31 protein-coding genes are annotated in these 23,033 nt (G+C 31.7%); all 31 read right to left on the reverse strand.

What is annotated here, in order from left to right; translation table 11 throughout:
* Nucleotides 1-10 precede the first annotated feature (10 nt).
* The gene (locus KQI68_RS06635) at nt 11-244 is read right to left on the reverse strand and encodes a hypothetical protein (protein ID WP_216549345.1); all 234 of its coding nucleotides are present in this window, start codon (nt 242-244) and stop codon (nt 11-13) included.
* Entirely contained in the window at nt 234-926 is a 693-nt protein-coding gene (locus KQI68_RS06640) for a hypothetical protein (RefSeq protein WP_216549346.1), read from the reverse strand. Before KQI68_RS06640 ends, KQI68_RS06635 begins: the two co-directional genes overlap by 11 nt.
* The gene (locus KQI68_RS06645) at nt 927-1,571 is read right to left on the reverse strand and encodes a hypothetical protein (protein WP_216549347.1); all 645 of its coding nucleotides are present in this window, start codon (nt 1,569-1,571) and stop codon (nt 927-929) included.
* Nucleotides 1,564-2,310, reverse strand: coding sequence for a hypothetical protein (locus KQI68_RS06650; protein ID WP_216549348.1), 747 nt, complete (start codon nt 2,308-2,310; stop codon nt 1,564-1,566). The genes KQI68_RS06645 and KQI68_RS06650 overlap by 8 nt, the downstream gene beginning before the upstream one ends.
* Before the next feature lie 12 nt (nt 2,311-2,322).
* Complete coding sequence (locus KQI68_RS06655) at nt 2,323-3,165, reverse strand: hypothetical protein (protein WP_216549349.1); 843 nt, start codon at nt 3,163-3,165, stop codon at nt 2,323-2,325.
* 11 nt (nt 3,166-3,176) lie between these two features.
* Nucleotides 3,177-3,428 (reverse strand): hypothetical protein, encoded by a 252-nt coding sequence (locus KQI68_RS06660; RefSeq protein WP_216549350.1) that lies wholly within the window; start codon nt 3,426-3,428, stop codon nt 3,177-3,179.
* Nucleotides 3,429-3,450: 22 nt separating this feature from the next.
* Nucleotides 3,451-4,830: a hypothetical protein gene (locus tag KQI68_RS06665; protein WP_216549351.1), complete on the reverse strand. Its 1,380-nt coding sequence runs from the start codon at nt 4,828-4,830 to the stop codon at nt 3,451-3,453.
* Between the two features lie 10 nt (nt 4,831-4,840).
* Nucleotides 4,841-5,599, reverse strand: a complete 759-nt coding sequence (locus KQI68_RS06670) for a hypothetical protein (RefSeq protein ID WP_216549352.1) — start codon at nt 5,597-5,599, stop codon at nt 4,841-4,843.
* A complete protein-coding gene (locus KQI68_RS06675; RefSeq protein WP_216549353.1) occupies nt 5,583-6,311 on the reverse strand; it encodes an HK97 family phage prohead protease in 729 nt (242 codons plus the stop codon). Before KQI68_RS06675 ends, KQI68_RS06670 begins: the two co-directional genes overlap by 17 nt.
* A gap of 94 nt (nt 6,312-6,405) precedes the next feature.
* Entirely contained in the window at nt 6,406-6,630 is a 225-nt protein-coding gene (locus tag KQI68_RS06680; RefSeq protein WP_216549354.1) for a hypothetical protein, read from the reverse strand.
* A gap of 13 nt (nt 6,631-6,643) precedes the next feature.
* Entirely contained in the window at nt 6,644-8,866 is a 2,223-nt protein-coding gene (locus KQI68_RS06685; protein WP_216549356.1) for a hypothetical protein, read from the reverse strand.
* Between the two features lie 60 nt (nt 8,867-8,926).
* A complete protein-coding gene (locus tag KQI68_RS06690) occupies nt 8,927-9,160 on the reverse strand; it encodes a hypothetical protein (RefSeq protein WP_216549357.1) in 234 nt (77 codons plus the stop codon).
* Between the two features lie 10 nt (nt 9,161-9,170).
* Nucleotides 9,171-11,654 (reverse strand): hypothetical protein, encoded by a 2,484-nt coding sequence (locus KQI68_RS06695; RefSeq protein ID WP_216549358.1) that lies wholly within the window; start codon nt 11,652-11,654, stop codon nt 9,171-9,173.
* A 1-nt stretch (nt 11,655) separates the two neighbouring features.
* Complete coding sequence (locus KQI68_RS06700; protein ID WP_216549359.1) at nt 11,656-13,170, reverse strand: phage portal protein; 1,515 nt, start codon at nt 13,168-13,170, stop codon at nt 11,656-11,658.
* 4 nt (nt 13,171-13,174) lie between these two features.
* Nucleotides 13,175-13,843 (reverse strand): hypothetical protein, encoded by a 669-nt coding sequence (locus KQI68_RS06705; protein WP_216549360.1) that lies wholly within the window; start codon nt 13,841-13,843, stop codon nt 13,175-13,177.
* Between the two features lie 590 nt (nt 13,844-14,433).
* A complete protein-coding gene (locus tag KQI68_RS06710; RefSeq protein ID WP_216549361.1) occupies nt 14,434-14,637 on the reverse strand; it encodes a hypothetical protein in 204 nt (67 codons plus the stop codon).
* A 12-nt stretch (nt 14,638-14,649) separates the two neighbouring features.
* A complete protein-coding gene (locus KQI68_RS06715; RefSeq protein WP_216549362.1) occupies nt 14,650-16,302 on the reverse strand; it encodes a phage terminase large subunit family protein in 1,653 nt (550 codons plus the stop codon).
* 9 nt (nt 16,303-16,311) lie between these two features.
* Nucleotides 16,312-16,683: a hypothetical protein gene (locus tag KQI68_RS06720; protein ID WP_216549363.1), complete on the reverse strand. Its 372-nt coding sequence runs from the start codon at nt 16,681-16,683 to the stop codon at nt 16,312-16,314.
* Nucleotides 16,680-16,988, reverse strand: a complete 309-nt coding sequence (locus KQI68_RS06725; RefSeq protein ID WP_216549364.1) for a hypothetical protein — start codon at nt 16,986-16,988, stop codon at nt 16,680-16,682. The genes KQI68_RS06720 and KQI68_RS06725 overlap by 4 nt, the downstream gene beginning before the upstream one ends.
* Entirely contained in the window at nt 16,957-17,664 is a 708-nt protein-coding gene (locus KQI68_RS06730; protein ID WP_216549365.1) for a hypothetical protein, read from the reverse strand. The genes KQI68_RS06725 and KQI68_RS06730 overlap by 32 nt, the downstream gene beginning before the upstream one ends.
* Nucleotides 17,661-17,960, reverse strand: a complete 300-nt coding sequence (locus KQI68_RS06735; protein ID WP_216549366.1) for a hypothetical protein — start codon at nt 17,958-17,960, stop codon at nt 17,661-17,663. Before KQI68_RS06735 ends, KQI68_RS06730 begins: the two co-directional genes overlap by 4 nt.
* 235 nt (nt 17,961-18,195) lie before the next feature.
* A complete protein-coding gene (locus tag KQI68_RS06740) occupies nt 18,196-18,681 on the reverse strand; it encodes a hypothetical protein (RefSeq protein ID WP_216549367.1) in 486 nt (161 codons plus the stop codon).
* A 42-nt stretch (nt 18,682-18,723) separates the two neighbouring features.
* Nucleotides 18,724-19,815 (reverse strand): DUF3310 domain-containing protein, encoded by a 1,092-nt coding sequence (locus KQI68_RS06745; protein WP_216549369.1) that lies wholly within the window; start codon nt 19,813-19,815, stop codon nt 18,724-18,726.
* Between the two features lie 12 nt (nt 19,816-19,827).
* A complete protein-coding gene (locus KQI68_RS06750) occupies nt 19,828-20,289 on the reverse strand; it encodes a hypothetical protein (protein WP_216549370.1) in 462 nt (153 codons plus the stop codon).
* Nucleotides 20,286-20,792, reverse strand: coding sequence for a MazG-like family protein (locus KQI68_RS06755; RefSeq protein WP_216549372.1), 507 nt, complete (start codon nt 20,790-20,792; stop codon nt 20,286-20,288). The genes KQI68_RS06750 and KQI68_RS06755 overlap by 4 nt, the downstream gene beginning before the upstream one ends.
* Complete coding sequence (locus KQI68_RS06760) at nt 20,789-21,043, reverse strand: hypothetical protein (RefSeq protein WP_216549374.1); 255 nt, start codon at nt 21,041-21,043, stop codon at nt 20,789-20,791. Before KQI68_RS06760 ends, KQI68_RS06755 begins: the two co-directional genes overlap by 4 nt.
* A 19-nt stretch (nt 21,044-21,062) precedes the next feature.
* Complete coding sequence (locus KQI68_RS06765; RefSeq protein WP_216549376.1) at nt 21,063-21,623, reverse strand: WDGH domain-containing protein; 561 nt, start codon at nt 21,621-21,623, stop codon at nt 21,063-21,065.
* A 21-nt stretch (nt 21,624-21,644) separates the two neighbouring features.
* A complete protein-coding gene (locus tag KQI68_RS06770; RefSeq protein ID WP_216549377.1) occupies nt 21,645-21,998 on the reverse strand; it encodes a hypothetical protein in 354 nt (117 codons plus the stop codon).
* Between the two features lie 13 nt (nt 21,999-22,011).
* Nucleotides 22,012-22,242 (reverse strand): hypothetical protein, encoded by a 231-nt coding sequence (locus KQI68_RS06775; protein WP_216549378.1) that lies wholly within the window; start codon nt 22,240-22,242, stop codon nt 22,012-22,014.
* The gene (locus KQI68_RS06780) at nt 22,239-22,766 is read right to left on the reverse strand and encodes a hypothetical protein (protein WP_216549379.1); all 528 of its coding nucleotides are present in this window, start codon (nt 22,764-22,766) and stop codon (nt 22,239-22,241) included. The genes KQI68_RS06775 and KQI68_RS06780 overlap by 4 nt, the downstream gene beginning before the upstream one ends.
* On the reverse strand, nt 22,763-23,032 hold the full coding sequence (locus KQI68_RS06785) for a hypothetical protein (protein ID WP_216549380.1): 270 nt from the start codon (nt 23,030-23,032) through the stop codon (nt 22,763-22,765). The genes KQI68_RS06780 and KQI68_RS06785 overlap by 4 nt, the downstream gene beginning before the upstream one ends.
* Between the last annotated feature and the right edge of the window lies 1 nt (nt 23,033).

A 23,033-nucleotide genomic window follows, 5' to 3' on the forward strand; every position in this document is an offset into this window, starting at 1 on the left:
TCCCTCCACTTTAAATATTTTCTTCAAATTGTCTGACTATCTTTAACCACTCTTCCCTAGGCTTATATATATCTTGGTCTAGTTCCATTTTTAATCTAGCCTTATACTCTGCCCTAAGTGGATAAGTCGTAAAAAATTCATTGAAAGAAATAAGCTTTTTGCTCTTTTCAACTTTAGGCTCTTCTTTCTTTGTCTCTTTTACAGTAGGTCTAGTGACCTTTTTCTTATTTTCTTTATTCTCCATTGTCTACTCCCTCATAGAATCCATGAGACTTAATATCTAAATCATCAATAGTAGTCTTATAATCGAATTGGTCGTCTTCTTTGCCAATCAGTAAATCTCCTACGTGGTAGCTTGCTGTATATTCGCATGAAATTGTGAGTGCTTTTCTATAAATAAAAATAGGCAAGTAATCCGGTACTGGTTCTAAGTCTCCACCACTTAGGGTAGGTAATAGAATTCCCTTCTTTACTAGCCTTGTCTTTGCTCTTAAAAAACAGTATTTAGCTATTGCGTATAATAAGCTTGCCATCACTGCATTGTCCGACCATATCTCTACTCTTATTTGAGCGTTTAGTTGAATATTCTCTTGTATATACTTTGAGCCTTCCTCTTCGTCCCATTCTAGGTAGTTTTCTTGACCTAAGAATTGTTCAGTATATCTTTCATCAATTCCATCTCCTATTCCGTAAGGTGTTTCATCTTCTCCTGCTATCATTACGATGAAACAAGGTATCTTATTTTCTTCTCTAGGAAATCCACTTAATACGGGAATATTAGTATTGTTTAGTATATACTGAATATCTTCTAGGTGTTTTTGAGGTATCATTGAGAAATATCTTTCTACCTTATCAGAATTGGCTCTTAGATACTCAATTCCCTCTTTCATTAAGTCTTTTATTAATAAGTCTAATACTGGTATCATTTAATCACCTAATGCATCAAAAAAGGCTTTTTCGGCGTTCTTTTTGACTTCTTCAATAGCATGTAGTCCTTTATATCCTGGGTGGATAAATGCTCTAGGGTCTGATGCACTTCCAACTCTTCTAAAAGTCATATAATAACCTCTAGTTGAGCTCTCGTAATTCTTTACCACTCTTCTAAGTCCATCATATTTAGAGTTCTTCCACCTATAGCCTGTTTTTGAAGTCTGTGGGCCAAATCCTAAGTCTCTAACAATAGCTTCTCTTAATACTCCACCATTTCTAAGCTTTCTTGCTGCTTTAAGAATTTTACTAGGCATAACATTTGTTGTTCCACTTGTATAGTGCCTAAAGGGTATTGTTAAATACCATCTTCCGTTTTTTCCTTTTCTTTTCTTGGTAGATTTAGAGAAATTCATTTTCATATCAAAACTAGTAAATCCAGTTTCAATCATTACCGGGAATGTTCCTCTAAGCTCTATATAGCCGCTATTTGTATCTTCTACATAAACATCAGATATTGCCCTAATATACTGTTCTCTTGAGGATTTTAAGCCTTTTTGTGCCTTATCTATCCATGTGTTACGACCTACAATTAATGCTGTTTCAATAGCTTTTCCTATTTCTAAATCAAAATTATCATTCATCAAATCTGCACATCTCTTCTTCGGCTTTTCTTCTTTCAAGTTCTTTTTCTCTTTCAACCTCTAATATGCTTGGAATCTTTTCATTAATCGTGTTGTTATATACAAAGTCTTCTCTCTTGATTAAATACTGATTAGGTAGTTTAGCTGTGTAAGGCTTTACTGAATCCTTGTCAACCTTTGTTGACCTTAATTCATGTATTAAATCCATTACTAAATAAGATGGACTAGTCATATATAAAACACTTAATTTTGTGCCTTTTTTAGGCTTGTCAGCAGAAGTGAATATAAGTGAGTATCTGTCTTCTGATATTTTAAAATCGATTCCTTCTTCATATACGTGGTCGCCTTGAAGTATAAAAAGAACTCTTTTAATTTCTCGATAAAAGTTAGATGTTGAGTTTTCAAGCATATCAACCGTTTGAGAATATTTTGATTCAACTTCTGGGAATATAATTCTATCTCTATATCCCATAACAATTTCGATTTTAGGCGTTATATAGGCTGTTCCAGGTTCTCTAAGTCCTTGTATATTTAGTTCATTAGAGCCTTGTAACGTGGTCGCTATAGCGTTTGTTTTCTTTATAGGTAGATATCTATAACCGCTACCATGACAATATTTACAAGTAGTTCTAGGCTGTTCATTGTAATAACATTCGCATTTAATTGCTTGCTGATAATAAATTGTATAACCTAGTCTTTCTACTAAATCTTGAAATTTCTCTATTGTAAAACTTGCCATTTAATCACCACCTTATAAAACCGCCATATTCCATTTAGAAAATCTTCTTCTTAATGCTATTGCTAATGCATCTAAATCCTTTCTGTATTCTAGGATTCTAGCACTCGCTCCACCATACATTGCTGATTGAGTTGTACCTATACTTTCACTTGCACCATCGATACTGATTGAAGAACTTGCAATACCAGCACCAATTATCTGGTCGCCCCATACTTCAAAAATTGAGTTGGCCGCTAACTTAAAGATGTATTCTATTAAGTTATATGGTATGTCTTTTTTCTCAATTCCTGCTGTATAACTGACCCTAACTCCATTAGGTAGGTAATTAGAGTGTGCCATATACGGCAGTATGAATCCGGCATTCTCCATTTGTTGGCTTAATATTCCACTTGTAGGAAATATTGTAATAGCACTTGCATGAGTTTGAATCCAGTCTTTAGGAATATGAATAAGTTGTCTGTTCCCAAACATATAATCCACTCTCTTGACCTCTTTTACTGGTCTTATATTAAGTGGTGTATAGGAAAATGAACTAAAATATCCTAATTCCACATCATGATATTCATCTTCTATATCTTTAAGTCCTATACTTATATCGAATGTCATCTCTGCTGTTGCTATTGCTGAATTTATTGCTCCTACTAGAAAACTTCTGGTGAATGCATCGCCAGTATAGGTTTTTAGGTCAATACCTTGAAAGCACATATCTAACAATTCATCTGTTGTAAGTCCTTCAAGCTTTATTTGTTTTTCTGCTTCTGGGTCTTGTGGTAAGACAAATTTTAGATTTTTTTCTTCCTCTCTCGCTGGGTCTGATGGATTTTCGCAATAACTAACTTCATTTAACTTTTTCATTTTGCATCACCTTATTTAGTGGTGCTTTTTGCTTTTGAAGTAGTCTTTTTTGTTTCTTTTTCCTTTTCTTCTACTTTTTCATTTTTAACTTCTTCTTTAGATGTTTTCTTTGTTTCGTTAACAATTTCAAAAAAATCAAGGGTAGCTAAATCTTTTGCTACCCCTTCATTTACATCGTTAGAAGTTCCTGTATCATCAAATGAAATTCTTTCATCACCATAAGCTATAGTGATGTTTTTAAATTTTTCACTTTTGAGTTTCATAAGGAATCCCCCTATCTATTAATTAAAATCCTCTCTTTACGTCTACGTTGTGAAGAACTACGAATTTCTTAGGTGCATATACGATTGGTGTACCATATAAGAAGATACCGAATCTCTTAACTGGTGATACCATTGCGTAATCAATTTTAAATACATCTGCAAGTTGCTTAAATGCTACTGTATCTGATGTTCTAAAGTCACCAATGATTACATTACCAGTACCTGGGATTTTGCTATTATCATCGATAAATGTTGTTTCTCCGTTAGGTTCTTGTGTTTTAGCTCCCACTCTTGCAATTTCGAAATATTCATCTGCATTTTCTCTAGTTCTATAAATAATATAGAATTCTGCTGGTACTGTTTGAGAAGCATCATTTTTAATTGTAAGTTTAACTGCTTTCTTAGCTGATTCTGCAGCTTTAGCAACTGGTGCTTGTACCATGATTGGAGCTGTTTCACCTAGTTCGTTAACTGCTACGATAGCGTATTTGTAAGTTCCTTCTTTAAAATCTGCAACTTTTTCATCATCTGCTGTTGTAACTGTTGGTGGTGTAGGTGCTTGTCCTATTGCTGGCTTATCTTTTCTAAGTGGTGTAACTCCTCTTCTCATAAATACATCAGGTTCTACGTCAACTGTTCCACCAATAGAATTAAATTGAGTTACTACTGTACCAGCTGTAATAGTTCCAGGTGCAACATTCATTAATGCTCTTTGCTCTGGGTAGAAGTTTTCTGAAAATAGTGCTGCTGCTCCAATTGGCATATATGCTTTAGAAGGTGTTCCATAGTTGTTTAGAATGATTTCTCCAGCTCTATTTAACACTTTATCTGATAATCCTTCACCTTTAAGGTCGATGTGGTTTTCTTTGTGAACTTGGTTTAAAAGTCCGTCCCACTCTAGTCCTTCTTCTCCTTCTACTGCAAGTTTAGAATCTCCGTAGAATAGATTTTCTTCTGCTTGCCCTAATAGGAATTTAATACCGTTGTTAATTTCCATAGCTTCTGCATTTTCAACTTGAGCTACAGTATTTAGTACTTGTGTTACTGACCTAGTTGTTGTTAGGAATTTAACTTTTGCAAGTTCTCTAGATAGTACTGATGAAGTATCTCTACCTGCTGATGTTTCTCTAGCGAATGCTGTTGCTCCAACTCCATAGTCACTAACTACGTTGTATTGTTCTACTGTTGAGTTAGCGTTTAATTTAGGAATTTGTTTCCATAATTTTAAATTTTCTTCTGAAAAAGTGATGTTTCTCATAGTTGATTCTAGAGATTCTGGAATAAGTACACTTCCGCCTACTCTATCTGCTGGTGCTCCTGCTTGTGCGTAATTACCAGTATTTAGTCCTTTAAATAGGTCTAAGCCCTCTTGTCTTGTTGCTCTGTCGTATTTGTTATTCATCTTTTCCCCCTTATTTTCCAATGGAATTTCTTAATACTCTTATAGCATTGTTGCTAAGTGTTCTGCCTAACTCTGCATTTGTTATATCAACTAAATTGATATCTTTGTTACCAGCTTGAAAAGCTCTTGATAGAATATCTACTCTTTCTGATTTAGATAGGTCTTCTACGTCTCTTTTTTCATCGAATCTTTCGATTACTTCAAGATTTTTATTATTAGAATAAGATTTTCTAGATTTAACTAGTTTGTCTAAATTATCAACTTTTGCACTTAAACCTTTAACAATGTTGTCTTCTTTTCTATCTGCGATTTCTGCATCAATCTTTTCATTAAGAAGTTTAATAATATCTAAGGATTTTTCGACTGTTGTTGCTAATTCATCAACTGTTGTCTCTTCTTCTTTATCTTCTTCTTTGTTTTCTAAGATTTCATTGATGTAGTCTTTGATGTTATCCATAATTCTATTTGTAACTTCTTCAACTACTTCGTCAAGCTCCATATATCCGTCTTCTTCGACTTCATCTACTGGCTCTTCTTCAACTTCTTCCTCTTCTTCTAATGGTTCATCTTCAATTTTTTCTTCTGTTTCATCAGTAGGTTCATCTTCCAATTCATCTGTGTCATCTTCTGCTTTTTCAACTTCATCTTCTACAGTTTCTGTTGGTTCTTCTAATTCTTCATCTTCTAAATCTTCGTCTAGATTTTCTGCTTTAGTTGACTTTAAAAGTTCATCTATAGCTTGGTCTAGGTCTTTATACTTTTTGTTCAATATTATCCCTCACTTTTTCTTCTAAAATATTTGAAATTATATTCGCACTCTTGCCACTTATCCCTTTAGTTAAGGCTAAGTAAAGTTCTATATCGTCTTTATCTTGTGAGTGTCTAAGCTTATTAATGAATTTCTCTAGAATGCTTTCTAGGTCTTTGTCGCCATTTATAGCTTTTACTATACATTTACTAGCATTTTCTAGACTTTCTTTCATTAGTGGTGCTCCACTATCTATGTTTAAAGCTTTACTCATAGACTTATATAGAGCGGTCCACGTTGCTTTCGGATTTACTGGATTAGGTGTAATAGCTACGTTATATATTTTTGCTTTCAATATATTTCCTCTATTATCTTTTTTCAGTATTTTACCTTCAACTGAAAAACCTAATTTCCTATTAGCTCCGGATTTCTCTAGAGCAACTGCACTATCCCAAATATCTTTACCTTTGGGCGTGTCTAATAACGTTCCTTCTACATATAGTCCTCTATCAGTTATCTTTGTCTTTGCCTTATCCGGATAACCTAAAATGACTGAATTATCGTGGTCTAGGTTAAAGAATCCGTGATTAACAAATTCTGATATATCAAGTCCTTTTTGAAGTATGGATTGATTTTCTCTGTCAAGGTCTGGTGTAGAAGCTAAGCCGCATATTCTCATCTCTTTAGGTGATGTTTGCGACTTCTTTATGTCAATAGGTATTGTAAACTTCATCTCTTTTTATCCCCCCTTTCTATAGACTGAAAATAGGTATAAAAAAAGCAAGGTCTTTTGCCTTGCTTGTTGGGTTTCTTATTTTATTGTTGTTTTAGTTTTTAGTGTCTAAGTCTGCAATAATAGGATAAATGAATGTTTCCATAATATCAGTTTCTCCTATTTCTTCAAGTTCCTGTGCTACTCTTATTGGTGGTTCTACTCCATCAAGTATAAGGTCGGTATTTAATCCTTCAAGAATTTCAATAGTTCTTTCTTCATTTTCAGGATTCTTTAAATACTTCAAGCACCTTTCAATAAATTCATAAATATTATTCATAAAAACACTCCCTTTATAATAGACCTAGCATTTCGTCGTCTTCCTCTTCAAGAATATTATACAACAAAAACAACGCTGTGTCTCTATAATGACCGCTTTTTATTGCATCTTCTAGAGTGAAATCTGTATTTTTTATTTTTTCTATCAATCTAGCTGCTGCTCTTTCTTTGTTTTCTAGTTGGATTTTATCAAAATCTGTTAATTCCCCATTTTTAGCTTCTTCATGGAATCTTTTAGTTGCCGATTCTATTTTATTAATATCATTAAATTCTCTTACAGCTGTTGTTAATCTAGTTCCATGTCTTGTTAGTTTTTGAATATTTTTATAAAATTCAATGTCTCTATTAAAAGCTGCTTCACCTAATTTATTCGCAACTTGACTTAGTGTTTGCCCTTCAAATTCTTTAGAATTTCTTAATTTTAAATATGTTTCTATTACAAATTCTGGATATGTTCTTCTTAGATTTCCTCTATAGTCTTTTCCGTATGCTTCCTTAGCTTTACAATGTCCTACAAGTTCTACAATACCTTCTTTTGTTTTAGTATTTGTTGTACCGTTAAATGATTCTCCGTCTATCATAACGCCTGCTAACATTCCGTGCATTGTTTCATGGACTGTTGTTGCGTATGAGCCTATTCTGTTATTAGGCTCGTCCATTATTTTTATATCTACAACTTCTCCGGTGTATCGTAATGATATACATTGACCTATTACTTCGCCATTAAGGCGGCTAAAAGGCTTATCTTGTACTTTTAAAGGTGCTGTGATACCACACATATCCATAGCAGCTCTTCCTACTATGCTACTGTGAAGTCCTTTAAGTTTAGATAGCTTAGTATGATAATCTTTAAAGTCTTTAGCTGGTCTATATTCTCCTGTATATTCAATCGTTCCGTTTTTGCCTTCTGGTGTTGGTCGTTGTTGTTTTTTTATACTTCTGAATTTTATTATTTCTTTTGCTTTTTTATTTATTTGTTCTCTGCCATTTATAACATAATCAAGTAGTTCCGCATCGTTTTTAAAATTCATTTTTGCAATGTCTAAGTAAAATTGCATATTACTTTCGGACCAAATAATTTTTCGAACCTTTTCTTCGTTTTCTTTACTGATTGCCCCACTACTAGATGCATTAAATAAAGCTTTTACAACTTTACCCCTAGAATCATAAGCAGCTTTCTTGATATCATGTAGGCCTTTTTCATCTTCGCTATTAGTATCTGTAGGATAGTTTGTTAGCTGATTAGACCTCATTAGTGCACCATAAACAAATTCTTCTGTACTCCTAATATTTGTTGCTTCAATCCAGTAATAAGGGTCGTAATTGTGTTTTAGTGCATTTTCTGTTATGAGATATTGTCTATAAGTTTCTGCTATATCTTCTTCACTTGCTGAATTTTTAACTTTATTTACATACTCTTCAAATATCTTATTTGCGACTTGAATACCTAATTGTTGTCCTAATTCTGCATAACTAACATACGGCGTATCTGAATCGTCAAATCCCATTATTACGTCTTCTTTATTGTGAAGATAATAATGCTTTTCCGGTCCATTTTCGATTGCTCCTACATCGTTAATTAGTTCATCTGCCATATTGTATTTTTCGTTATCAGTCCAAAATTTACTGTCTGTTTCGTTGTAAATATCGTTTATAAGGCCTGATAAGAATTGAGCAATAGGATTGTTTGAATATATTTCAAGCTCTCTTTCAAATCCTTGCCTTAAAGGTTCTAAGTCATTTATTGCCTTTTCTCTTGCCTTATATGCCTCTTCTAGGTTATTGCCTTGTAATTCAGGTAGACCATTAGTAATTCCATTTATTTCGCTTTTATTATCTGATAATATTATCTCTTCTTTTTTTTGTTTTAGGCTTTCATTTCCGCCCTTATTTTCGACTTTTTGACTATCAACTATCGGATTGTAGTTCTCTGCTATATATGCTTGTAGAGTTAGGTTTTTGTTTGCTGGGTTAGAAATATATCTATTAGTGATTTCATCTTCACTTACGATATTGCCGGTCCTCTTATCTTTAAATGTGATGTTAATGTCTCCATCTACGCCTTTAACTTGTCTCTTAATATCATTTTTAGCTATTTTTAAGGCTGTGTTAGCACTTTTCCATCGTTTAGATTTATAAGCACCAGTTCTTCCGTTTACCATAACATCAACCAATACAAGCTTAGTCCTGTCTAAGGCCTTGTTTAAGTCATTATTTCTTGACACTCTTACTTTCATCTACTACCCCTTTTAAAGTTAAGCATTAAAAAAGCAAGGGTTTAACCTTGCCTTACGCTCCTATTCTTTCTCTCTTCCATTATCTAGTTCAGCTATTAATGGATTGATATATATCTCTACTATATCATCTTCACCAATATTATGAAGTTGATAAGCTACGTCGATTTCTGGTGGAACTCCATTAGTTATTACATCTATATCAAGCCCTTCTAAAATCAATATAGCATCTCTTTCATTTTCTGGATTCTTTAACTCTGTTAAACATCTTTTAATAAATTCTTGTATATTTTCCATATTCTACTCCCTATAATAGACCTAGTATTTCATCGTCTTCTTCATCAAGTATGCTATAAAGAAGTGCAACTGCAGCTCCCATAGTTGCGGAATTATTTAATGCTTCTTCAAGTGTAAAGTCGGTATTTTTAATTCTATCAACTAGTTTTGCCATTTCTGTTTCTTCAAAATGTGTCATGTCTCCATTATTCTTTTCTGAATAGTCTCTTTTAGCCGCTCTTTCCATAGTTTCTACGTTATCATAATCTTTGGCTAACTCATAAATTGTATCACCATTTTTGAATGATTTTAGAAGTGCATTATTTACGCTTTCTAGAAGTTTAGAATCTTTTGTAAAAGCCGCTGCTCCTATAGTTTCACCTATTTGGCTTAAAGTTTGCCCTTTAAATCTTCTGGTCTTTTTAAGTCTTAATAATGTGTCTACTACATACAATTTATATGAGCTTCTATCATTTTTAATATATTCTTTTCCATAAGCTTTTTTAAGACTTGTACAAGCTATAACTTCTACTAATCCTTCTTCAAATCTTATAGGCATTTTAGTTATTATAGGTTTTGAATCTTTTTTACTTTTTGTTAGTCCAAGTAAAGCATGCATTGTTTCGTGTATAACTGTCTTATAGGATTGAGCTCTGTCTCTAGGTCTATCAACTACATCAATTTCAAGAGGTTCGCCACTTACTATATTTCTGTTACAAAATCCATTACAAGACCTCCTGCCTAATGTGAATGTTTTACCATTTCTCTTTACGTATAAAGGGATATCGAGTCCTGCCATATCTAAGGCAGCTCTTCCTACTAAATCTGTATGCATACCCTTTAGATTGGATAAGTTTTGATTTAATTCTGTGAAGGTTTTAACTTGCTTATGTTCAGACTGAGATTCGATTTTTTTAGTTCCAAATCTTATTTGAGCATACCAATTATATTTTTTAGGCTTTTCTAGGCTCTTGTTTACAATCTTTTGTTGTTCTTCGTGTATAGTTTTCACTAAATCAACAAAATCATTAAATGGTAGTTCTGACCCTATATTATTATATATACTAGGGTCTTTAATGCCTTTGAAGAAATTAGTCAGAATTTGCTCTGCTTCATCTGTTATAGAATCAGTTTCGCCTTTTTCGTATTTCTTGCCTTTCTTTTTTGTCATCTCCCATACGTAATGTGCTCTTGTTTCATAAGCTTTTAGTAAATCGGGGTTTAACTCTCCATTTTCGCCTACTTCTTCACTTCCATTTAATGATGGTTGTAATTCATAATCTTCCGGCTTTAAAAACCATTTCTGAACGGACCAAAAATATTCATCTTTATTATTTTCTATATGCTTTTGGTAACCAACTATCTTCGGTAGCATTTGTTCTCTTTCTTCGGTTCGTGCTATCTGATATTCGTTGTATTCTTCTCCCTCAATTTTCTTGTTTATTAATCGTAGATAATTTTCTGTAGTTTCGTTTAAGTAATAAATTGCTTCATCTCTATTTTCATTTGCTTTTTCATTTTTTAAATCTTTTATGTTTTCTATATTAAAAACAAATTTTCTTTTGTCTCTTATTCCTCTTGGTAGTTCTTCGTATTGTATTCTAGTATTTTTTGAATAAGCTTGTACTAAGTCTTTGCATATTAATATATGCTGTCTATCTCTTGTATTTATCCAATATTCGCTACTATCAGTTTTTAGATAACTTTTCATTGTTTCGCTAAGTACTTTAGCTACTAGATTATCGGGATTTTTCTCTAGAATCTCATCTACTCTACTCATATAAGGCTTTAATTCATCTATTGCTTTATCTCTAATACTAATTGCCCAGTTTATTTGTTTTTCTGAACCTTTTAGCTCTGGTAAGTTTAATTCTTTAGCTACTCCCTTAGCTTTTTCTCTCTCTATTGCTCTTTGTTCATCTATCTTTTTTTGTCTACAGTGAGGACACTCATTTTTTAACTCATTTTCAAGTTGATTTTTTCTATACTCATAAGTATAACCGCCTATTGTTATGACATCTTCGTGGCCACAACTGAAAGTCCCCGTAAATTGTTGTTTTCTATAAACATTTCTAGAATAAACTCTTTGAACTTGATTTTTATTAACATTACTAGCTGGTGTTTTATCTTCAACAACTGTATTCTCGCTTTTGTTTTTGCCAGCATTTTCAGTTTTCTTCCCATCTACAATGGTTTGATAGTTTTCTGCTATGTACGCTTGTAAAGTTAGGTTTTTGTCGTTATTTGATAGGTATTTCTTTGTTACCTCTTTATCTTTTATTACTTCACCAGTATTTTTATCTTTGAATTTGATTTCTTCATCTTTTCCAATGTTTTTAGCTTGTTTCCTAATATCGTTCTTTGCAATATTTAAAGCTGTAGTTGGATTTTTCCACCTTTTAGACTTGTATGAACCACTCCTGCCATTTACCATTACATCAACTAGGACTAAGTTTCTACGGTCTAAAGCTTTATTTAAGTCTAAATTATCAGTTCGTTTTACTCTTATATGCATACTAAATCTCCTCAATTACAATAATATCTACTGATTTATCTATTTCGTTATCTTCATCAGTTTCGGTATCATCTTCTACCTGTTCATTAGTATCGATTTCTTCGGTATCGGCTTCATCTTCTCCACCTTCATCAAATCCATCTCCAAAATCAAATTCAGGTGCTCCACCGCCGCCATTTTGAATAGATTGCATGTAATAAGGGTTAAGGATTACATCTCCGCCCTTAATAGGCTTTAAGCCTTGCTCCATTCTTAATTCATTTACAGTGATATAAGTTGCTACTCTGTCTTTATCAACTTGAAGTCTCTCTTCTTCAGATTTTTCATTAAGACCAGTAAATTTAAATACATAGTCGCCATTAAATTGACTTATTATATATTTATTTATGATATTTTCGATAAATTGTAGTAGTGGATAAAGTCCTTTATCTCTGGAATTCTCATACTTAGATTTATTGCTACCTTCGAATACTCCACCACCGTTTCCACCAACTCCGCCATTGTTAGGAAAATTAATTTCTGCTGGGTCTATTCTGTATACCGCACATGATATATTGATTAGGTAATTTACCCATTTTTCAAATACCATTTCACCACCACTTTGACTTACGTTAATGAATTCTACATCGCCTGGTAGTTGCAATACCGGTATCTTCCATGCCCCATTTTGACCAGTTACTTGAGTTCTCCATTGTCTTTTAAAGTCTTCTAGTGTTCTTTGGTCTCCTATTCCATTAGGGTCATTTTTGATATTTAAAATACCTTTAGTCATTCCACCTTGCTGAAAGAATCGCATGTTATAGTCTTCGGCTTCTAGGTATGAGTTAAGTTGCTTTAATATGGTTTCTATTTCTGAATATCCATAAGGATAAGTATCAATATCTGTTCTAGGATTTCTAACAGCTAAAACTAGTTCGTTTTTTTCGAATTCTGCTACGACTTTACCGTCTACTATTTGAGCATAAGCAAATTCGCTCTCTAGGTCATCTTTAGCTACTCTTATTGTTGATGCATCTACCGGATAAAATGCTATAGGCTTGTTATCTTCATCTCTTACTATCTCAAAGTTCAATTGGTCTAGTATAAGTGAATCTCGCATTATCTTTCTTAAGAATGTATCAAAGCCTTCTCTGTCTGCATCATCTGCACTTCCACAGTTAGCGATGAATTCTTCAAGAAATAAGATATCTTTTTGCATTTCATCTGTTATAGTTACATTTAAATCTTTAGGTCTTACCTTAAATCCCCTATTATCTTCATCATACCTAGCTTGCTTAGTAAATGAGCCTATTTGGTCTATCCTAGTGTTGATAATAGCGTTTATAGGTGCAACCTTTTTTGCTATAATCTTGAGATTTTCAAAACTTAGGCTGTTTCCCTTTTCTTTATATCCACCTAAGCCTACAAAGGTATAATCTGAATTGTCTACTTCTCTTTTAGGTATTGCTTCTAACCACCTATTAGCGTTTAGACTATTTCCTTTAATTTTTATTTTTTTACTTTCAAAATCTGCCATCTAATCACCTTTTTATCGTTAGATTACCTAAATCATCAAATTCATAGTTATCAGGTATTACTTGCCATACGCATTGGCAATGAGGGTGAGTTGCCCCAATTACTGGTTGCCATTCACTAACTTTTTTCCCTACATTGCTACCGTTCTTTAGTATTTCCTCAATAGTAAATACTCTTGGTATTGTTCCGTTAGTTGTATATAACTTTTTACAATGTTTACAAGCATCAGGATTCGGTCTTCTGAATATTCTTGTCTGTTCTCTCTTGCTTGAATACATTGATTTATTCTGTAATATGGAATTTATAAAGCCTTCTTCTTTTTTGTTTTGAAGTTCTGTCCTTACGACCATTTCCCAATCTTGTCTTTTGTCCCTAGTAATATTTCTTAATAAGTTTGCCATTTCCCTTTCCGGTACTTTCTTGCCTTCGAATACTGTATCTAGGACCTTAAATTCTTTTTTGAGTTCATCTGTTACAGCTCTATATAATTCTGTTTTGTTTCTAGTGATAGCTCCATCGAAATTCTGACTCGCTTCTTGAAGCGAAAATCTTGTACTTGGACTTAGCTTTTCTTTATTATCATCAAAAGCTTTTTCAATCTCTTGTACTGTAATAACTCTATCTGTGTTGCCCCTTTTCTCTCCGTAAAATAAGGCTCTATTTAATATAGGCACTACTGTTTCATCAATACCTAATCTTCGTGCTGTTTTTCGGTCGATTTTGCCACCAATAGGTATTAACTTAAGTATTCTGTAATACTTTTCGAATATTTTATTTATTAATTGCATTTTTTTATTTGGTGTCAATCTATCACTACCTTTTATGTATCTTGAAATTAATTAATACAAGCTTTTATTCCCACCCCTGCGTTTAATTTCAACAGCTTGTAAAACTTTCCCGTATAAACCTTATGGTGAGGAAGGAAGGATTCGAACCTTCATATTTCCTTTTTTATGTCGCAATGGAAGAACGAATTGTATAGTATCTTTTGGCTGGGTATGTCTAATTTTATATCTATAATAAATTAAGGAGCGAAATGTTTTACCCGTTAAACTACTTCCTCATAAGTCCCTACCACGTTATATAGGGACTTTTTCAAGTTATCAATTAGGAGATGTTGATATGACTGTAGGCTATAGGATTCGAACCTATAAAACTCCATCGCCTACACATGTAACGCTAGTATCTTAATACTAACGTTATAAGAATCTCCACCTACACGTGGTAGTTGAGTCCATAAAAATAAGGCGATATATAACCGCCTTTAATCTTGATACATTACTTCTAGTATCTCATCTATCATTCCCGCCATTACTAAATCATATAAATCATTTGATTCTTTTATTAGTTTTTTAATGTACGGGTCTCTAATTTCTGTTTTTTCTTTATCTTTTAAGCCTTTAAGTGCTTTCTCTAACACTTCTTCGACTTCTAATCCACTGTTTCTTTGGACTTTTATTTTAATCATAAGCAAATCCCCCTATGGATTTATAAACTCCATTTTATAGCCTTGTGAGACGTTTATTCCATATTTAGTTAGTCGGTCAATGCCTATAAGTGCATAAGACAAACAACAAGCTAAGTGGTCTGCTCCTACTCTAGTTGCTGATTGATATACTAGACCGTCTTTTTCATTGTCTAAGATTCTTACATTTTGGAGATGCTTCGCTAGGGTCTGTGTCATTTCATCATTCCAATTATAAAATCCTATGTAACCTCTTTTAATGGATTGCAATGTTCTTTGCATCTTTGAAGTCTTATCTACTGTTACCATTCTTGAGGATTCATTCCATCTGTCCGTAAAATGTATTAGACTGTATGGACTTGTTATTGTTTTCCAGTTACATGTATAAGTCGCATTAGGAAATGCTCTGAATAGTTCTGTATTCTTATCTGCTCCATATCCTGCATCGGCTATTATTAGATTAGGATTAAAGGGTTTCAAATGACTTATTGCACATTTAACATCATATAAAGGCTGACTTTCACTTCTATAAAATGCTTTAAGTGATACCACTTGAAGTCTATAGTTACGTGTTAAGCCTAGGATTAATATCCAACTAGGTTCACCCCAATCTATACCCGCTACATAACCTATATAGTTGTCATTTCTTGATAGTTCTTCATCTTCTAGTGTTATCATATCTCTTACGTCTGATTCATTAAGAATTAATGATGTATTAGCATAAGGCATTCCCACTACGTAATTATAAAATAATTGCTTACTTGAATATGAGTATTCTCTTTTCTTTATATCATCTGCTGATATATGAGTAGAATTTAGTTGAGATATGAAATATCCTCTTAAGTCTCTTACGTCTTTATTCTTTGCTACCCATTGTCCTTTATTCCATCTGTTGAGTTCCCTTTTACATTTCTTACATAGGAATTTAAATGTTCCAGGCTCTATTTCGTTTGTTAACCTATTTATTCCATTTTGCTTTACTTGAAATATACTATCCATTGTTATTTCTTGCCATGTATTACAGTGTTCGCATCTATGCAAGTAATGTTTTTGGTCTGATTTTTGAAATAAAGCATTTATACCTCTACCTGGTATAGTTGGTGTAGACCATCTTCTCATTAATCCGTATTTACTAGATTTTAAAGATTCAACAAATGCAAGCTCTACTCCTTCTTTCATTCTGTCGTACTCATCTGCACAATACATATCAACGTCTGCACCTTCACCTTGGCTACCATCTCCTGATGTTCTCATAAAGATATTCGATGTTCCTATTGCTTTAGTTGATACGTTATTAAGCATCTTATTAAGTTTCTTACTTAGGTGTGGAGATGCTTTAAGTACTGGGTCTATTCTAGTTTTTGAGAAGTCTTCCATTTGAGCTTTTGTTGGGAATGTATACATTACATTTACATTTTCGTGAGTGTCTGCAAACCATAGGGCCTCTGTTGCTGCCATTTCTGATAATCCTAACTGTCTTGATTTTTGCACTATCTTGTTAGGGTGTTTATCATTTAATAGTTCTTCTTGCCACGGCCTATTAGCAAATGGATTATGGCTTGATGAAAAAGTTAAAGGCTTACCTTTTATAGTCTTATGTTTCATCGCCCATAGAGCAGGATATTTCATTGTCATTATGTCAAATATTTTCTTTTGCTCTTGGTCCATATCATCACCCTATATCCAACGCCTAACCTCGAACTCGTTTAATCTATTATGATTTATTTCTATTTCTTGAAGTCCATTTTCATATGATAATTGATTTATATCTAATACAATGTATTCTTTATCGAAATACTCGTATTCTTCGTTTTTTAGTATCAATCTGATGTTATTAGAACGTGTTAGACTTATTTCGTACTCTCCGTAATACTTTTCAATGTCTATAGGCTTCATAAACTCCATAGGTTCTATAAAATTTATTACTTCAACATCTTTTATTTCTAGTATTGGGAATTTTACATCGTCTACTGTTACAGAATATTCTTTATAATCTATCTTACAAGGTAGATTCTCTTTTATAGTTTCAACTATATCTTCATACTTCATGACTTGTTTTCCTCATCGTGGGTGTCATTAATTGTATTAATAAGGCTGTTATATAACTTATCCATAATCTTTTCATCGCTATTTGATATATCAGGCATTCTTATAACTTCTTCTGTTACTATTTCTCCTCGCATTTGTAACATTAATGTTGCTAATCTTGTAAACTCATTAGTTGACTTGATTTCAATGTTTCCTTTTTTAAGTTCACTATTAAATTTTTCTACTAAAAGATTCATTGTTTCTTGCAATAAGTCTTTATTGTTGTCTTCTATTTTATTTATTAGTGGATTTATTGGATTCATCATTTTTTCTCATTCGCCTTACTATTTCTTCTTGTTTATATCCTCTTGCTTTTAAATACTCTTCGTAGTATTCAGTCTGACTGTAGAAGTCTTCTTCTGCAACTTCTATTATGCTTATTACTTCTTCTTTCTTTTCTTTAGGTATATATTCCATTAGGATTGATATTATTCGGTAGTATTTTTCTTCGGTTAACTGTGCAAGGTATTTCACCCCGTAATTAGTTAATCCATAGCTTGCACCACCTGTAATTTTATCTTTAAGGCTTATTGCTTGGAATACATCATATAGAGTTATATCTACATTCTGCATATCATCTTTGAATCTCTTAGCTCCCTCTTGTATTACATCATCTATAAAGTCTAAGTCTGATTTCAGCTTATCTTCTTTGGTGACTAAACTTTTAGGACTTCTAAAGATTCTATCACTAAGTCTTCCCTGGTCTAAGAATTCTAATAAGTATTTATCTTCGGTATTGTTTTGATTTATATATTCTTTAAACTTACCTATATATCCAGTTGATATTTTAAAGCCTTTACTTACTAGATACACTCTTATCTCCTTAAGTGTTTTTTGAGCCTTTATCATTTTTATAACGTCATCTGCATAAGGCAGTTCCATAAGCTCTTGTACTTTAGGCGGTAAGTCTTTTTTAGTTATCGTCTTTTTGTTATCTGTCAATTATCTATGTAGAGTGACTTAAAGAATAACTCTGTAATTGCTACCGCTCTTTTAAATCCCTCTCTTATAGATTCACTGTCCTTACTGTTATATCCATCTAGTAATAAGTCACTATTTTCTTCTAGGAACTTTCTATAGCTTTCAGCAATTTGTATAGGCTCATCTGATGTTAGTTCTACATCATATTCAAATTGATAATCAGGTAACATATCTTTAATGCTTAAGTCTTTTTTAATGACGATAACTGACGGTTTCTGATTATTCATTCTCTTTGGTTCTATTGATTTACGCTTCATAAGTCACCCCCCCCACCTTGAACGTATATTTATTGATTACTTGAATTACACATAAAAAAATCATCAAGTTGTTTCTTCTTGATGACTGATTTTTATATTTTTAATTGTTTTGTATTTCAAGCCTTTTTACACACATACATTATACCATGTTAGTAGGGAATATAAATGAATGTTATCGCATATTTACGCACATTTTTGCATATTTACGCATATTTTTACATATTTTAGAATAAAATTAGATACCTCTTAAATTATTGATAGCTAGTTGTAAAACTCCTTCTTTTAATAGAATCCTAACTCTTGATGCTGTCCTATCCACTTCTCCCGCAATATCATTAATATCTAACATTTCTAAATATCTTAATTCTAATACCTTTGCTTGCATACTCTTTATATATATTAACTTTTCAATTAATTCATTTTTAGCTAGTATATACTCGAATTTTTTACCTTTTAGGTCTTGTTCTAGGTCCATTAACTTATCTGATAGCTTTTCAAATCCCGATAAATTAGAAGTCTGTACTCTATCTTTGCTGTAGTCTATAGCTCCTATGCTACCGTTTAGCTCCCTTAACTCTTCTTCTAGACTTTCTTTACCTTCTATGTATTTAGATAATCTTACAAGCCTAGTGAGTTTCTCCCTCTCTTTTTTAATAGCTTCATTTAGCGACTTCTTGTCAAATACTTCTCCATTTACTGTTACTATTTCTTTATCTTGCATTAAGTCCCCCGCTATATATTTAGCACTCCATTAATCAGTGTGCTAATCTTCTTTCTCAACTTCTTTAATTAACCATTCTAAGTAGTTTTTACTCTTTTTTAGGTCTTCGGCTTTATTTTTGTGCCTATATCTTATTAAGTACTTAAGAACATTAAAAAGATAGACTCCTTCGTTTATTGATTTAGCGTTATTGTTTACTATGTCTTTAATAATATCTAGTGTATTTCGTCCGTTGATGTAATAGTGGTTAGGATATTTTTTTGAAATTGTTTCTTCATTTATCTTTTTTTCTAATAATTTATTTCTACTTAACTGATTCATTAAAGCTAATACCCTGTTCATTATTTCTATATGTTCATCGTTCCTATAGTCAATGTCGCTATAGATTATTAACACCATGTTTTCTTTAGTATTCATTTCTAACACTAGTGTTATATCCAGTTCTTTATGTTTTACTACTGTTAAGATTCTATCATTTCTTTCGTATTCATCATTAAATTCGAATCCGTAATCTTCCATTTTATTTTTAAAATCTTCTATAGTTTTTATTTTCGATTGATTATCTTCTTTATTATCTTCATGTTCATTTTCTGTTGTTTTGTTTGCTTCACTTCCCTTTTTATTTCTCATTCTCAATAGTGTTGATAAATGTAATATCTTATGCATTAATCTTATATGTGTTGTATTTTCAATATCGTAATCGCTATAAACTATTAAGACAGCTTTTGTTTGAATATTAATTTCTAGTACTACCGTTAAATTTTCCTCTCCATTTTTTGCTATAGTTAAAAGCCTTTCATCATTTTCGTACTTATCATTAAAAATAAATCCATCGCCCATTAATATTTTTTTAAAATCCTCTATAGTTTTCATTGATTTTTGTTCCTTTATTTCATCATCTGCTTTTTCTAAAGCTTCCAGCAATCTTTTTCTCATTTTTTCTTCAATCTTTTCAATATCTGCTTCTGTTGGTTCTTTGTTTTCTACTGGTCTTCTTTCGTAGTACCATAAAGGAGTATTATTTATATAAGGCTTTTGCCTTTTGTCGACCTTATATGCATCATACAAGATATATATAGCACCAATAATAACTAATCCATAAACTAATAATATTGTTATATCTAATATTCCCATATTCACCCCCCCCTAAGCTTTTAATATTCCAAATTCTTTATTAAGTAAATCATTTTTTAAGACTGTAAAATCATAATTCTTGCTTCGTAATACATAAAAATGAGGGTATTCTTTTACAGCTTTTCCCATCTCAATTGTATCTTCTACAGTTCCTTTATTACTTGTTACAATCTTGTATGTTTCACCAATATTTATTTTCTTAGACTCTTCTTTAGGCTTCTTTTCTTTTTTTATTAATCCTACTTGCCATTTATTTTCAATCTCATCTTCGAATAGGTTATATAGATTTATTATTTTGTTATAGTTTTCCTTTGAAATTGTTTTAGTTGCCCCCTCTGTTAAATTCCTTACTGTAGCTACACTTAAGTTGGTGTGCTTAGCAGTGTTTCTAATGGTTTTATAATAAAATCTTATCTTTTTGCATTTTTCTATAAATTCTTCACTTAAGTTAATTCTGTCACTTTTACATTTCATAGGTCTTCCTCTTTAATAAATTGACCGTCAATAGTTTTTCCTTTTCTATTTGCAATTTCATTATATGCACTTTCTACGCACTCTTTGAATTCTAAATTATATATTATCGATATACCTATCAAGTTTCCTAAGAAATATTTTAAACCAGAAATATTATTATAATTGTCTCTTAAAACATCTTGAATATTCCTTGCTAAAGTATTAATTATAGTTTTTTTATTATTTTCTTTTTTAATTTCTTCAACAAATTTTAATTGCCATTTTAAAACCTCTTCATATATGCCATTTAATTCTATGTTTTTACTTAACATGTTCCCAATAACTAATGTTACGTAGATATCGCCAATACTATCTTTTATCATCTCTAAATTTTCTTTAGATATGCCTTTTATAAGCTCTGAAATTTCTTCTGCTGTTTTTATGGATTGACCTTCTACTGTTCCTTTAGTGTCTAAGTCTCTATCTTTTGCCCATTTAATAATTTTTTCATTTAATTCTTTCATAGCTCTATATTTTCTCCTTTTTCTATAGTTTCCATTAGTTTATAAAATAGACTAAATATTTCTTTTTGGTCTTTAGGTCTTAATTCTGCAAATCCCTCAAAGTCTGTGTTGATTATATACGGTGTTCTATAATTTGCTGTTAGAACCGTTTCATCATTTTTATTCTGTACAACTATTGATTCTGATAGACTTGATTTATATACTCCTAATTTCTTTCTTACAAGTTCCACGAATAAGTCATTTAATTTCACTTTGTCCCTCTATATTTGTTTATAATGATAACAATCTCTTTATATCTTTAGGCTTATGACCGTCATATTCAGGTGCTTTTTCCAGTGTTTTTATATCTTTGAATAAGTCCCAGTATTTTAGATTATAGTGATAAGTATATTGACCTTCAGGTGTTTCTATTCCACATATGAAATCTCCATCAAACATTGTACCGTCGTGATGCTGCTTAGATTTCCACGATATTTCTTTATGGTCTAAAAGAATTCTAAGAAATAAAATCATTCTATGATAATAAAGTTCTTCAAATGTATGATAACCATCTGATATACCTTTTCTTGATATACCTTCTTCTTTTAGGCTTTCTAATATCTCATTTATCTTGTCGATTTCAATTTCCCTTTCACCAAATATATTTTTATATTCTTCGTCGTTAGTTTTTATATATACTGTGCATTCATTTAAATCTAACGTAAATTCCTTTGAGCCGTCCCAAGTTAATAAGCATATATACACTTCATCATTTGTAAAATCTATATAGCTTATCTCTTCATTTGAATAATAATTCCCAGTGTTTAAATCAGTAACTTCTATAATATTCATTCTAACCCGCCTTATTTTCTATCATTCTTTGCTTGCATTGCTGCCCCATATATTTGTAAGTCTGTAATATATTCTAGCTACATCTTCTCTTGATAATGTTTTTGAGTGATTTATATTATTTAACCAATCCTCAAATACACAAAGGACATCTCCTAAATCGTCATATGACATTTTTATTGTTACTATTTTTTCTGCTTTAGGTTCTTCTGCCTCTGCTGCTTCTATGGGTACATCAAATTCTTGTTCAACTTCGCAACATTCTGGCTCATTTAAAACTCCAGTCTCTATTAGTCCATTGCTTCCAAGAGCACCAGCAATATTTTCAATCGCTTTAATAAATCTTTCTTGAACTTCTACAGCTATCTTAATTTCCATAAATTAGTCCTCCTTAATTTTTAAAAATTTCCATGACTCTATCCACTGCCTTTATAGGAGAATCAGCTTTAACTAAAATAAACACATCAACAAATCCATGTTTTCTAACTGCATATAATTCTTCTTGCAGGTACGCGTATACATAATCTCCATACTTTTTATCCAATTCATCAAGGCAAGGTACTTCCCAAAATCTTTCATTATCTATATCTCTATAGCATTTTTGTATATTTTCGTAATTCATCCTTCCACCTCTATAATTTCATAGTCTGATAAGTCTGTTCCAAATCTTTCTTTTATATCTTCGATTTCTGCTTCTTTAAATTTACAATTTTTACTAGAATTATCTGTCATTAAACTTAGGTCATTATAATCATCTTTATATAAATATAAGTCTCTAGTTTTACCCTCGTAATGAATTTTAGATATATTGTTAGAAAACGCGTTTCCTCTTGTATAATAAATATCTCTTGCACTAATTTCAGTTAATAACCCAAATTTATGTTTTAAATAATATTTCTTTTTTTCTTCTCTTTCTTCTACTGGTGTTGTTGTATATTTGTAGATTAAACCAAATAATATCTCCCTGTCTTCAACTGGTAATTCCGTAAAGTCGTTATTGTAAGTATCAACAAGAAACTCTTCTCTTGTATCTACGCTAAAATAATATTTACATTCTTCTGAATCGTAAACTTCAATAAAATCATCATCTATTTTTACTGTGTAATCCCAATCTTTTAATTGTTTTATGAGTTCTTTTGTTGTCATTTCAATATGCTCTCCATTTTTTTATTCATTTCTTTCATAAATATTTCTTTCATATCAACACTATTAAACATCTCTTTAAACTGTTCTGATATGAAGTCATCTAAATTATCATTAATTCTATTTTCTACAAGTTCTACATCTATTAAAAATCGTTCTTGCCACATATTTTTAAATTCTTCTACAATAAATTTTTTTATATCATCTTTTACATCTTGCCAATCTTTTTCTGTAAAATCAGACAACATTACATTAAATAGTTTTTCCATT

The sequence above is a fragment of the Peptoniphilus ovalis genome (assembly GCF_018919265.1).
GTDB classification, from domain to species: Bacteria; Bacillota; Clostridia; order Tissierellales; family Peptoniphilaceae; genus Peptoniphilus_A; species Peptoniphilus_A ovalis.

Coding starts and splice junctions, on each gene's coding strand:
- KQI68_RS06740 (WP_216549367.1), bottom strand. CDS start 18,681: ATGCAAGATAAAGAAATAGTAACAGTAAATGGAGAAGTATTTGACAAG.
- KQI68_RS06680 (WP_216549354.1), bottom strand. CDS start 6,630: ATGAATAATATTTATGAATTTATTGAAAGGTGCTTGAAGTATTTAAAG.
- KQI68_RS06770 (WP_216549377.1), bottom strand. CDS start 21,998: ATGGAAATTAAGATAGCTGTAGAAGTTCAAGAAAGATTTATTAAAGCG.
- KQI68_RS06750 (WP_216549370.1), bottom strand. CDS start 20,289: ATGAAATGTAAAAGTGACAGAATTAACTTAAGTGAAGAATTTATAGAA.
- KQI68_RS06665 (WP_216549351.1), bottom strand. CDS start 4,830: ATGAATAACAAATACGACAGAGCAACAAGACAAGAGGGCTTAGACCTA.
- KQI68_RS06720 (WP_216549363.1), bottom strand. CDS start 16,683: ATGAAGTATGAAGATATAGTTGAAACTATAAAAGAGAATCTACCTTGT.
- KQI68_RS06645 (WP_216549347.1), bottom strand. CDS start 1,571: ATGAATGATAATTTTGATTTAGAAATAGGAAAAGCTATTGAAACAGCA.
- KQI68_RS06785 (WP_216549380.1), bottom strand. CDS start 23,032: ATGGAAAAACTATTTAATGTAATGTTGTCTGATTTTACAGAAAAAGAT.
- KQI68_RS06700 (WP_216549359.1), bottom strand. CDS start 13,170: ATGGCAGATTTTGAAAGTAAAAAAATAAAAATTAAAGGAAATAGTCTA.
- KQI68_RS06775 (WP_216549378.1), bottom strand. CDS start 22,242: ATGAATTACGAAAATATACAAAAATGCTATAGAGATATAGATAATGAA.
- KQI68_RS06650 (WP_216549348.1), bottom strand. CDS start 2,310: ATGGCAAGTTTTACAATAGAGAAATTTCAAGATTTAGTAGAAAGACTA.
- KQI68_RS06690 (WP_216549357.1), bottom strand. CDS start 9,160: ATGGAAAATATACAAGAATTTATTAAAAGATGTTTAACAGAGTTAAAG.
- KQI68_RS06660 (WP_216549350.1), bottom strand. CDS start 3,428: ATGAAACTCAAAAGTGAAAAATTTAAAAACATCACTATAGCTTATGGT.
- KQI68_RS06710 (WP_216549361.1), bottom strand. CDS start 14,637: ATGATTAAAATAAAAGTCCAAAGAAACAGTGGATTAGAAGTCGAAGAA.
- KQI68_RS06655 (WP_216549349.1), bottom strand. CDS start 3,165: ATGAAAAAGTTAAATGAAGTTAGTTATTGCGAAAATCCATCAGACCCA.
- KQI68_RS06715 (WP_216549362.1), bottom strand. CDS start 16,302: ATGGACCAAGAGCAAAAGAAAATATTTGACATAATGACAATGAAATAT.
- KQI68_RS06735 (WP_216549366.1), bottom strand. CDS start 17,960: ATGAAGCGTAAATCAATAGAACCAAAGAGAATGAATAATCAGAAACCG.
- KQI68_RS06685 (WP_216549356.1), bottom strand. CDS start 8,866: ATGAAAGTAAGAGTGTCAAGAAATAATGACTTAAACAAGGCCTTAGAC.
- KQI68_RS06755 (WP_216549372.1), bottom strand. CDS start 20,792: ATGAAAGAATTAAATGAAAAAATTATTAAATGGGCAAAAGATAGAGAC.
- KQI68_RS06675 (WP_216549353.1), bottom strand. CDS start 6,311: ATGAAGTTTACAATACCTATTGACATAAAGAAGTCGCAAACATCACCT.
- KQI68_RS06780 (WP_216549379.1), bottom strand. CDS start 22,766: ATGACAACAAAAGAACTCATAAAACAATTAAAAGATTGGGATTACACA.
- KQI68_RS06725 (WP_216549364.1), bottom strand. CDS start 16,988: ATGATGAATCCAATAAATCCACTAATAAATAAAATAGAAGACAACAAT.
- KQI68_RS06745 (WP_216549369.1), bottom strand. CDS start 19,815: ATGGGAATATTAGATATAACAATATTATTAGTTTATGGATTAGTTATT.
- KQI68_RS06695 (WP_216549358.1), bottom strand. CDS start 11,654: ATGCATATAAGAGTAAAACGAACTGATAATTTAGACTTAAATAAAGCT.
- KQI68_RS06635 (WP_216549345.1), bottom strand. CDS start 244: ATGGAGAATAAAGAAAATAAGAAAAAGGTCACTAGACCTACTGTAAAA.
- KQI68_RS06640 (WP_216549346.1), bottom strand. CDS start 926: ATGATACCAGTATTAGACTTATTAATAAAAGACTTAATGAAAGAGGGA.
- KQI68_RS06765 (WP_216549376.1), bottom strand. CDS start 21,623: ATGAATATTATAGAAGTTACTGATTTAAACACTGGGAATTATTATTCA.